The 9,951-nt window shown below is 64.0% G+C and carries 11 protein-coding genes, 1 tRNA gene and 1 pseudogene; 9 read left to right on the forward strand and 4 right to left on the reverse strand.

Translation table 11 applies throughout. From position 1 onward, the window contains the following. Nucleotides 1-150: 150 nt before the first annotated feature. Nucleotides 151-1,383 (reverse strand): hypothetical protein, encoded by a 1,233-nt coding sequence (locus BN903_RS07050; RefSeq protein ID WP_154018075.1) that lies wholly within the window; start codon nucleotides 1,381-1,383, stop codon nucleotides 151-153. 178 nt (nucleotides 1,384-1,561) lie between these two features. Here BN903_RS07050 and BN903_RS07055 point away from each other — a divergent pair, with 178 nt between their 5' ends. The 6 genes from BN903_RS07055 (at nucleotide 1,562) to BN903_RS07080 (ending at nucleotide 6,759) form a co-directional block, all read left to right on the forward strand. Continuing rightward, the gene (locus BN903_RS07055; protein WP_048077058.1) at nucleotides 1,562-2,014 is read left to right on the forward strand and encodes a hypothetical protein; all 453 of its coding nucleotides are present in this window, start codon (nucleotides 1,562-1,564) and stop codon (nucleotides 2,012-2,014) included. Beyond that, on the forward strand, nucleotides 2,007-4,076 hold the full coding sequence (locus tag BN903_RS18005) for a PGF-pre-PGF domain-containing protein (RefSeq protein WP_228841053.1): 2,070 nt from the start codon (nucleotides 2,007-2,009) through the stop codon (nucleotides 4,074-4,076). Before BN903_RS07055 ends, BN903_RS18005 begins: the two co-directional genes overlap by 8 nt. A 387-nt stretch (nucleotides 4,077-4,463) precedes the next feature. Then, complete coding sequence (locus BN903_RS07065; RefSeq protein WP_052334938.1) at nucleotides 4,464-5,348, forward strand: hypothetical protein; 885 nt, start codon at nucleotides 4,464-4,466, stop codon at nucleotides 5,346-5,348. Between the two features lie 165 nt (nucleotides 5,349-5,513). Continuing rightward, the gene (locus BN903_RS07070; protein WP_048077059.1) at nucleotides 5,514-5,780 is read left to right on the forward strand and encodes a hypothetical protein; all 267 of its coding nucleotides are present in this window, start codon (nucleotides 5,514-5,516) and stop codon (nucleotides 5,778-5,780) included. A gap of 139 nt (nucleotides 5,781-5,919) precedes the next feature. Next, nucleotides 5,920-6,390 (forward strand): hypothetical protein, encoded by a 471-nt coding sequence (locus tag BN903_RS07075; RefSeq protein WP_048077060.1) that lies wholly within the window; start codon nucleotides 5,920-5,922, stop codon nucleotides 6,388-6,390. Nucleotides 6,391-6,519: 129 nt separating this feature from the next. Next, complete coding sequence (locus BN903_RS07080) at nucleotides 6,520-6,759, forward strand: hypothetical protein (RefSeq protein ID WP_048077061.1); 240 nt, start codon at nucleotides 6,520-6,522, stop codon at nucleotides 6,757-6,759. A gap of 73 nt (nucleotides 6,760-6,832) precedes the next feature. On the opposite strand, the gene BN903_RS07085 is transcribed toward BN903_RS07080, so the two are convergent. Further along, nucleotides 6,833-7,735, reverse strand: a complete 903-nt coding sequence (locus BN903_RS07085) for an NAD(P)-dependent oxidoreductase (RefSeq protein ID WP_048077062.1) — start codon at nucleotides 7,733-7,735, stop codon at nucleotides 6,833-6,835. 66 nt (nucleotides 7,736-7,801) lie between these two features. Then, nucleotides 7,802-7,996 carry a heavy-metal-associated domain-containing protein gene (locus BN903_RS07090; protein WP_048077063.1) on the reverse strand — a complete coding sequence of 65 codons (195 nt, stop codon included), beginning with the start codon at nucleotides 7,994-7,996 and terminating at the stop codon, nucleotides 7,802-7,804. Between the two features lie 144 nt (nucleotides 7,997-8,140). Between BN903_RS07090 and BN903_RS07095 the strand changes: the two genes are divergently transcribed. Next, nucleotides 8,141-8,731, forward strand: coding sequence for an AsnC family transcriptional regulator (locus BN903_RS07095; protein ID WP_048077064.1), 591 nt, complete (start codon nucleotides 8,141-8,143; stop codon nucleotides 8,729-8,731). Between the two features lie 71 nt (nucleotides 8,732-8,802). Beyond that, nucleotides 8,803-8,915, forward strand: a tRNA-Gln gene (locus BN903_RS07100). A 69-nt stretch (nucleotides 8,916-8,984) separates the two neighbouring features. On the opposite strand, the gene BN903_RS07105 is transcribed toward BN903_RS07100, so the two are convergent. Continuing rightward, nucleotides 8,985-9,626 (reverse strand): hypothetical protein, encoded by a 642-nt coding sequence (locus BN903_RS07105; RefSeq protein WP_048077065.1) that lies wholly within the window; start codon nucleotides 9,624-9,626, stop codon nucleotides 8,985-8,987. A gap of 106 nt (nucleotides 9,627-9,732) precedes the next feature. On the opposite strand from BN903_RS07105, the pseudogene BN903_RS17335 reads away from it, so the two are divergent. After that, nucleotides 9,733-9,951, forward strand: a pseudogene (locus BN903_RS17335) (hypothetical protein); the annotation flags it as partial.

A 9,951-nucleotide genomic window follows, 5' to 3' on the forward strand; every position in this document is an offset into this window, starting at 1 on the left:
GTCACGCGGCTGGCCTCCGCGAACGAGCTGCTTCAGTGAGAGACCCTGCGAACACTCTCCCGGCGATGTCTCCTGTCGCGCCCAATAAGCGAGATCGCCTTCCGCTCGAATGGAACAACCCAGCGAGGAGTTCGTCAGTCGGCGAACCGGTCACCGGCCCCGGCGCAGTCGTCGCAGTGTTCCCCCGGCTATCAGTGCCAGAAGGACGCCCTGAATCGCGTACAGCGGCGTACTGTCTGCCGTTTCGTCCGACGAATCGGTCTCATTGTTCGGTTCGATCGGTCCGTCGTCGTCGTTCGTCGAGTCGGTGGAGTCGCTGGTATCTGTCGTCGACCCGTCGGAATCCGTACCATCACCGGACGAGTCGTCCGCTGAATCATCGGTCGCCCCCGACGCCGTGTCCGTGCCGTTCGTGGTATCGGTCCCGTTTGCGGAGTCAGTGCCGTTCATGGTATCGGTTCCGTTCGCGGAGTCAGTGCCGTTCATGGTATCGGTCCCGTTCGCGGAGTCAGTGCCGTTCGTGGTATCGGTCCCGTTCGCGGAATCCGTAGTGTCTGTCCCCGTGTCAGGCGCTGAACCACCGTCGGTTCCGTCTTCTCCCCCTGTCGATCCACCGGTGTTTCCGGTTCCCCCGGTCCCGCCGTCCGACGCGGACACAGTGACATCCCGATTCTCACTTAGCCCGATCAGTTCCTTCTCCCCTTCGGCGGACTCCTCACCGCGGACCCTGACGTGTGCTCGGTACTCTCCTTCCTCTGGGGGGTCTATCGAAGTCTCGTAGGTGTGATCGTCGACCCGTTCAAGCTCGTGTACCTCGTCTGAGTCGTCGGTCCACAGAACTAGCTCGACACCGCTGATCGAGGTGTCAGAAAGCTCCGTGAGTTCGACGCGTACGTCGACCTCCTCGTCAGCAGCAATATCGCTGCCGTCGGCGGGGTCTCCATTGAGAGTGAAACTGTCAACTTGATGAGCTTCGATAACTACAGGGAGGAATGCGTCAACGATCGACTGGTCGTTGATGATGACGGCGTAACTCCCCGGCGGTTCACTCGCCGCCGAGAACTCCACCTCGGCGTCTCCCTGTACGGAGTCATTATTACCGATCTCGTCCTGTTGCGCGTTGAGAAATATCACGTTGTACGAGTTCTCTCGCGGACTGGTGGTCTCGACGACGAGATCCTCGTCAGGTCCGATAACAGCGATTTTGGCGCTCTCGACGGTTACGCTGAATCCTCCCTGACTGATCGTTTCACTCTCTTCAGGAACGGCGATGGTTGACTCGGTCTCGATATCATACCCCGAATCGGCGGCTGTTACCAGTCCCACCGTCGTGACTATCCCTAACAGCAGTAAAAAAATGAACAGCACTGATCGTGTTCTCATATGTCACTCAATACTTAGTGTCGTAATGGGCCTTTTGGTCCAAAATGTAAGATCCACACGGACAAACGTCGTACTGTCTGATATCGCAAAAACGGACGTCCAGTGATCCGAAACCCAACCGCGCTTGGTAATCATACCGGAGCAAAAAATCTTTGTATGCGGAATAGAATTAGGAAATATGACACGTCGGGCCCCACAGCGGACTTTAGCAGTAATTCTCAGCGTCTTGATGGTGATCTCGATGATCGGGCCGGCCGCGGGAGCGGCTCTCGCGAGTGGGAGCCAGCACCATGACGCGTTGTCCGACGCTTCCGTCTCAAACGGACACTCAAACACCGACGCCGTGATCAACATCACGGATAACTTGGAAATTTGGGAGGGTGTAGCACTGCGTCCCGCCGTGATCGATCGGTCCGCCGCGAGTACAACCGTGGGGAGTCCGACTGTGAGGGTGCGTTCGGAAGTAGCTCCCTTTGAGCCTTCAATAAACACGGAACAGGAGGGAGTGTTTACTGTGGATGATTCAGAGACTGTTGAGTTCTCTTTCAGCGGTCGCAACGGCGCAGCGACCTCTGACTTTGATGGCGATAATCTCCGGGTTCTCGTCGCACACATCGACCCGGATGCTTGACGAAACGAGAGCGTTCTTAGACGCGGAAAACGTCACCGTCGACGAGGTTCGAGAGACGTTCAGCGAGGTCGACGGATTTGAAGCCTTCGAGGATGAGGTCAACAACCGCGAGGAGGTGAGCTTCGGGCTGGTACGCGAGTACTTCGAAGGAACCGACCAGTTCGAGCAGTTCGGCGAAGAAGTAGCCGAGGACCGAGAGATCAGCGTCGACAACACGATCGAGACGTTGACCTCCGATGAGGTCCAAGAGTTCGTGACGTTCGAGACGGTGTCTCCTACTTCCATTGAAGGCGGCAGTGCCACGGCCGATGTCACGTTCGACGAACCGGGCTCGTACGTGGTCATCGGACACGTCGGCGGAGCAGTCCTCGACGACGGTGCGGACCAACCGGACTTCAACGACACGACGGTCGTCGGGGTCGACACCGCCGTGGCACAGGCGGCCGAATCAGATATCATCGTCGACGACGAGGTCGTCCGCGGTGAGAACGTGACGGTCGACGCGACGGCGAATCTCGACGCGGAACAGGTCTCTCACGCCGCTTTCGTGTTCGACGAGGGCGCGGTGAACGCCACGACGCACACCATCTCCGTTTCGGGCGATCTCTCGACGGATCTCCGTACCGAAGACGTGACGCTCGAAACAGACGTTGAATCGGTTCAGGGCGTCGCAAACGTTCAGCCCAACGCCGAGATCAGAGGGAACACACTCAGTGACGAACGCTTCAACGGAACGGTCGACATCCAGTCTGGCGCGGACACGTTCTTCAGCTTCCGTAACGCGTTCGTCAGTGGTCTCGACTTCCGTGAGCAGGCTGGCGACGCAGCCAGTCTTGATGTTACCGGTAACACGGTTATCCAGTCATCGATGACTGCGGTCGGAGACCAGTCGGATCAGGCAGTATTTGATGTCGAGACGCTCGAAGAGTGGGACACCGGCAACTACACCGTCGTCCACGTAGCCACTGATCAGGAGACGGGCGAGATCAGCACGACCCGCGAGGACATCACACTCGTTGATTCGGACGGCGGTGGCGGTGACGGAGATGGTGATGGTGACGGAGATGGTGATGGTGACGGAGATGGTGATGGTGACGGAGATGGTGATGGTGACGGAGACGGTGACGGCGATGACGGTGGCGATGGCGGCGGTGGTGTCGGTGGCGGCGGTGGCGGCGGTGGCGGCGGTGCGACGCCGCCGGACGATGTCCAACCGCCGGAGCCACCGGCCGATGTCGACGTCGAGTTCGAGGAGACGGCGTCGCTCCAGTTCGATGAGGAGACTGGACAGACGACGGCTACGTTCGGCGAGCAAAGCAATATCGAGTCGATCCGGTTCAACTTCCAGACCTCCGGCTCGGTCAATGTCCGGTCGCTGAGCGGGACGTCCGACGAGACCGGTCCCACGCCCGGCGCGTCCGTGACCGTCTCGCAGATTACCGTCGACGAGGCGCTCGAAGACAGTTCCGCGACGATTCGCAAGCGGGTCTCACAGAGCCGACTCGACCAGACCAGTGCCGACGCCGAGGACCTCAGCGTCTTCCGGTTCTCGGACGGCGAGTGGCAGCCCCTCGACACCGAAATCGTGTCGGAGACGGGCTCCGGCGTCGTCATCGAGACGGAGACGCCCGGATTCTCGTACTTCGCCGTGAGCGCCACGAGCGCGCCTGAGGCAAGTGCCACGGTCACGCCGGACACCCTGGCCGCGGGCGACGAGATCGAACTCGACGGCAGTGAGTCGATGACCGAGTACGGCGAGATCACCGCGTACGACTGGACGCTGAACGGCGGGTCGCTCTCCGGCGAGACCGTCAGTGCGACGCTCGACGAGCCGGGCGAGTACACGGCGGAGCTGACCGTCACGAACGACGCCGGCGAGACGGACACCGCGACCGCGACCGTCACCGTCGAGGAGGCGGGTGACGGCACCGACGGAACGGGCGACGGAACCGACGGGCCCGCGGAGGAGCCCGCCGGACTCACCCCCGGCGTGATCGCGCTCCTTCTGGTGTTGGCGCTGCTCGCGGCCGCGGCCGTCGTCTGGGTCCGCAGAGAGAACTAGCGACCGAGGTCGGACCGTACCGGTCCGCGACCCTCGTTCGCACCGCAGCCGTCGACGGACGACTCGGTCGGATTTCTTTGTGTCATACCACAGAGACCGCGCGGGCCCTCCGATCGCAACGAGATATCTCCTGTGCGATCTCCGCTTCGGACACTCGACGGACGAATTGCCGAGTCGCGAACGATCGCGTGAGCCCCACTATCATTTCGTTCAAAATACAAAACCTTCCGCACTCAAGATTAATAATTTTGATACTACAGACTACTCTGAAAACCCTCTAAAACTCATTTAAAGCATTTCCAAAGGCCATATACGATACTCGCTCTGAATTTCATTTTCAATAATTTGTGACAAACTGATATACCGATCTCTCGATAATCGGGATTCGTGACCGTTCCGAACAGCGAAGTTGAGGCTCGCGAACTGCCCGCCAGCAGCCGGGCCCAATCTCGCTCTCGATTCGGTGGGATCGACGGGTCACGGGTCGCCACCGATGCGCTCGCCTTGCTCGTCGTACCGCTCGTCATGGCCGGGGTGTTCACGCTGCCGACCGAGATAAAGCGAGCATACGCCTTCTCGTACACGGAGCCGACGGTGGTGACGGCGTTTACCGCTCACTACGTCCACCTCACGTTGGACCACCTCGTGGGGAATCTCACCGGATTCTTCCTTTTGGCATCGCTGGCCTACGGACTCAGCCTCGTCGGCGGGCGTCGCCGCCTCTTTTTCGCCTCGATGGCGACGTTCCTGATCGCCTTCCCGTTCGTCTTGTCCGGTCTGAACCTCGCAATCCCACGGAACGCGATCGGCTTTGGGTTCTCCGGAATCAACATGGCGCTGTTCGGGTACGTCGCCGTCGCCCTCGTGACGGTCGTCGGCGACCGGTTCGAGGCCGATACGTGTCGATACCTGCCGGCGCTGTTTCTCGCTTCCGCGGGGTACGTCGCAGTACACGCGCTCCCCGTGTCTGCCGCCTCGGTCGGGCTCGCCTCGGTCGCTCTGGCCGTTGCGATCCCCTTCGGACGCTTCGCGGAGCGCCACTCGACGCAATCGCTTCGACGGACGGTCGCGCAAGCCCTCGACACCCCCGTGTACGGGGAACTCTTCGCCGTCTCCGTCGTCATACTGCTGGGATACCCCTTCGTGGGCTTCCCGACGCCGACGCCCGGGGGCCCACGAGTCAACATCTACATCCACTTTCTGGGCTACGCGCTGGCATACACCGTCGTCTACGTCTCGCTGCTCGCGGACCGATCTGACCGCCTCCTGTAACCGGCCGGTGGTCCGTGGGAGCGCCCTGTGGCGCTGAACCGCGATGGCTTACCAGCGACGCAGCGTGTGTCCTTACGCAAGGTGTTCGTTTCAGAACGCAAAAACAATCCTGTTCACCGAGAAATTATTAGTGGCTTACTTGTCAATAGGTGAGAACTATCGAGTATGGGCGACCCGTCGGGCGGAGATCCGGATGTAACGACGTGGCCGCCGAACGCGCTCTACCGGCCGCCGATCGAGCGGATCGGTGCCGCCCTCTGGGTGCTCGCGCTTGTCTCCGTTCTCGTCGTCGGGGCGTTTCTCGATCCGGCCGAGATCGGTTTCTCGTGGCGGACCGTTATTCTGACCGGTCTCCGCGTGTTTGCCGGCGTGTTCGCGTTCTTTGCGGTCTTTCCCGTCGTTCGGAACGTCCGGTTCCTTCCGACCGGGTGACGAACGGTCGGAACATCGCCGTCATCGGTCGGCGACCTTCGCCGAGGAACTGCGAACTCACGATTCGCACGCGCTTTTATGTCACCTCCCATTGTTTAACGGTGGATTTATTACAGATTAATTGAATAATTAGACTCACATGAGACAACTCGTGACACAGCTGTTCCGCACGTACGGCGTATTGGCGGTCATCGTCGCGGGATTCACCGCGCTGTGGGCACTCGGCGTCATCGACGTGGCCGTTCCGATCGTCGGATACGCCTGGTTCGCTGTCGCCGCGGTCGGAACGGTCGTCGCCGCGGGGATGGTCACACGGAAGCCGGAAGTCGTTGAGGAGGACGCGGACACGGAACGCGTCGAGGAGTTCGAGGAGAGCGCTCTCTCCGGGGGGCCGCTGAACCTCTACGTCGCGTCGCTGGGCGCGTGGGCAGCCGTCTCCTTCGGCTGGGTTCTCGGCGGGATGAGTGCGGCCGGACTTGAAGTGGTCGGCTACGGTTGGGTCGCGATCGCCGTCTACGGCGTCGTCGTCGTCGTCGGTCTCGCGCGGAACCACAGCGACGACATCGCCGTCGCCGTCGATCCCTCCGAAACGCTCGACGCGGACTCGTAACCGCCGGTCGCCGTCTCGCGTGCCGGCGTCGACTCTCACGATCCTCGGGTCCGTCTCGCTGACGTTCCAATTCTCGGCGTGAATAACTCGTGAGACGCGTTTATCCGTTCTAACGATACAGTGATGCGTATGAGCTATCAGACCGGAACGGCCGAAACGAGCGTCGGGTTCGGCGTCGTCGTCCTTCTTATCGGCGCTGCGCTCTGGGGACTCCAGTTCGCGTTCGGTGTCTTTGCCGGATGGGGATGGGCGCTCGCGGTGGGCAGCGCTTGGATGGTACTCGGGGTGCTACTGCTCTTCCCCGACGTTCGACTGTACACAGGCACTCGGTCGCCCGCCGAGACGTATCACGAGTCCGTCGACGACTGACGGAGACGGGTTGGGTTCCCTCTCCGTCGAGGCGATCTGGCTTCGACAGACACCACGCCCCCATCAGCCGAGCTCAGTCATCCGTCGAGAGCCGTGTCTCATCGCTACAGACATCGTCGCGCCACGAGTGCTCCGGCGTCCAGCCGAGCAGTCGCTCCGCCTTCGCGCAGTCGAAGACGGACTCGTCGCCGTCGAGGTCACACTCCGCGGGTAGTTCGCCGCGGACCGCCTCGATCGTCGCCGCGGTGTCGCGGCCGAGGAAGTTCTCCGCGGCGACGATCAGCACCGCCTCGTGTCCCTCGATCGGGGTCTCGGGGTCGATCGCGGCCTCGACCGCCGAGACGACGTCGCGAACGTCGACGTACGACCAGCAGTTCCCGCTCGGGTCGGCGGTCGCGGGGTCGAACGTCTCCCGTGCCTCGCGGCGTCGCTCGTCGCCCGGGAACGTGACCCACGAGAGGCGAAGCGAGACGGCGGGGACACCGTGTCGGCGGGCGGCGGCCGCGGCGACCTCTTCGCCGACGACCTTCGAGAGCCCGTAGGGATCCTCCGGTCGCGTCGGCGTCTCCTCGTCGATCGGGAGCCGGTCTGGCAGCCAGTCCTCCGCGGCGAAGACGGTCCCGTAGAGGCTCTCGCTCGACGCCCAGACGATCCGCGCACCCGCGGTTCCGGCCGCGTCGAAGACGTTGTACGTGCTCTCGACGTTGTTCGCGAACACTCGCGAGCCGGCGTGGTCCTCGGGGTTCGGGATCGCGGCGAGGTGAACGACCGCGTCGGGCGCGGCCGCGTCCACCAGCTGTCGCGTCTCGCCGTAGTCGGTCAGATCCGCGGCCTTGTAGTCGACGCCGTCACGGCGCTCGCGCTCCGGGGGCGTTCGGCGGTCGACGGCGACCACCTCGTGACCCGCGTCCGCGAGCGCGTCGACGGTCCACCCGCCGACGCCGCCGTCGCTGCCGGTCACCAGTACGGTGTCCATGTCTCCGCGAACGCGATCGAAGTGAAAAGGGACGCGATCCGGGCGCGTGTGTTGTCTCGTCGCCGTCTACGCCGTCGCCTCGTAGCCGGCCTCCTCGATGGCGGCCACGACGGCGTCGACGTCCACGTCGCCCTCGACGGTCGCGGTGCCCGCCTCGTGGTCGGCGCTCGCCGACTCGACGCCCGGCAGTTCGCCGAGCGCGTCGGTCACGTTGTCCTCACAGCCCGTACACGACATGCCGTCGACGTCTACTGTCGTCATACCGCACCGTTGGCACCGCGGACACAACTGCCTTTTCGTCGCCCCCGCGGGCGACCGGTTCCTCGGCTCCGGCCCGGTCGGTCGTCCCCGGCTCGGACGCCCCCGCCCGGACGCCTTTTTGCCGCGCCGGCCGAACGGTCGGCCATGCGCACCCTCGACGAGACGGACCGGGAGATACTTCGGCTGCTGTTGGCCGACGCGAGGCGTCCGTACAGCGACATCGCCGAGCGCGTGGACCTGTCAGCGCCCGCGGTGTCGGACCGGGTGGACCGCCTCCGCGAGGTGGGCGTGATCGAGGGGTTCACGCTCCGGATCGACGGCGACGCGCTCTCGGACGGGCTGTCCGTCCTCGCGATGCTGTCCGTCGCGCCCGCGGACGCCGAACGGGTCCACGAGGCGGTCGCGGACCACGAGCGTGTCGAACACGCGTTCCTCACCGCCGACGGCGAGGTGACGGTTGCGGCGCGGATCGAGGAGGGGACCGCCCGCGACCTCGTCGACGACGCGGTCGGGTTGGACGCGGTCCGCGAGCTGTCGGTGCGACCGGTCGACGCCCACGAGTGGTCGCCGGCCGTCGGCGACGCGGATCTGGCGGTCGAGTGCGTCGAGTGCGGGAACACCGTCACCGCCGAGGGGGAGTCCGCCCGGATCGACGGGACGCTGTACCACTTCTGTTGCGGCTCCTGCCGGGAGAACTTCGAACAGCGGTTCGACCGGATCGAGGAAGGGGCGTAGTTGGCGAGCGACCGCGCTCAGCCGCCGGAGAGAGTAACCTACTTGAGTGCCCGCCGGTTAGCCGGAATCGTAGTCCCGTGGTGTAGTGGCCAATCATAATGGCCTTTGGAGGGAGTTCGACCGCGCCACGCGGTCGGATGCCCGAAGTCAGCCATTGACGGCGGTTCGAATCCGCCCGGGACTATTCTACGAACTCAGCTCTGTGAGCCGCGCCTCTCGGCCGCCGAACGCGGCCGGCGAGCGGCCGTTCCTCTCACTCCAACACGACGGAGAACCCCCACTCGGCCGACGATTGTGGCTCGGCGTCGTCGGAAACGATCGAGACGGTCGTCTCGAACCGGTACTCGCCGACCGGGAGGCAGGCGTCGGTGTCGGTGGGGGTCGCGTACAGGTCGATCGAGCGGCTCCGCGACTCGCCGGCTCCGAGTTCGAACGTTCGGTACTCCTCGGTCACGGCGATACTGTCGGTGAGCCGCCAGCAGTCCGGCTCGGCCGGTGCCTCCATGTCGACGGGGAGGAACGTGAGCGCCCCGGAGCCGTCGCTGACGTACTCGAAGTGGACCGCCCGCCCCTCGCCGACCCTGACGCGCCGGTCGCTCGCGTTCGTGAGCGTCGTCCGGAGTCGAGGCGGGTGGTCCGCCGTCGCCGCCTCTCTGACGACTTCCACGCCGAGGTCGACCGGGAGCCCGACGTCGCCGTCCGTCGAGACGATACTGACCCCCGGCCCGCCGGTGCCTTCCGGTCGAGTGCCGCCGGCGTCGCCCCCGCTGTCGTCGCTCTCGCCGTCACCGTCTCCGCCGTCGTCTCCGGGGCCGTCGGACGCGCAGCCGGCGAGACAGGCGGCTCCGCCGATCCCGCCCACACCGCGAAGATAGCGTCGTCGCGTCGGATTCATGGGTCGTACAGGATTCGACGGGGGATATCCTTGTTGGATAGTGACACGACTCGCGGTCGGTCGTCCATGTGTGTCATTTTTTACCACCCGGGTCGTTAGGACGCTCATGGATCTGACCCAGTACGGGGACGCGGTCGCCGCGAACCGGCGTAAACACGGTTTCGACGCGGTCGACGAGCCGACGGCGGGGTTCGACCGCCTGTGGGCGACCCGCGAGACGGACGACACCCTCGGCGCGGTCGCGGTGGTGGCGACCGTCGTCGCGGCCCCGGACATCGACGCCGAGACGCTCGTCGAGACCGCGGAGTCGTTCCGGGACGCGCTC

This window comes from Halorubrum sp. AJ67 (assembly GCF_000513435.1).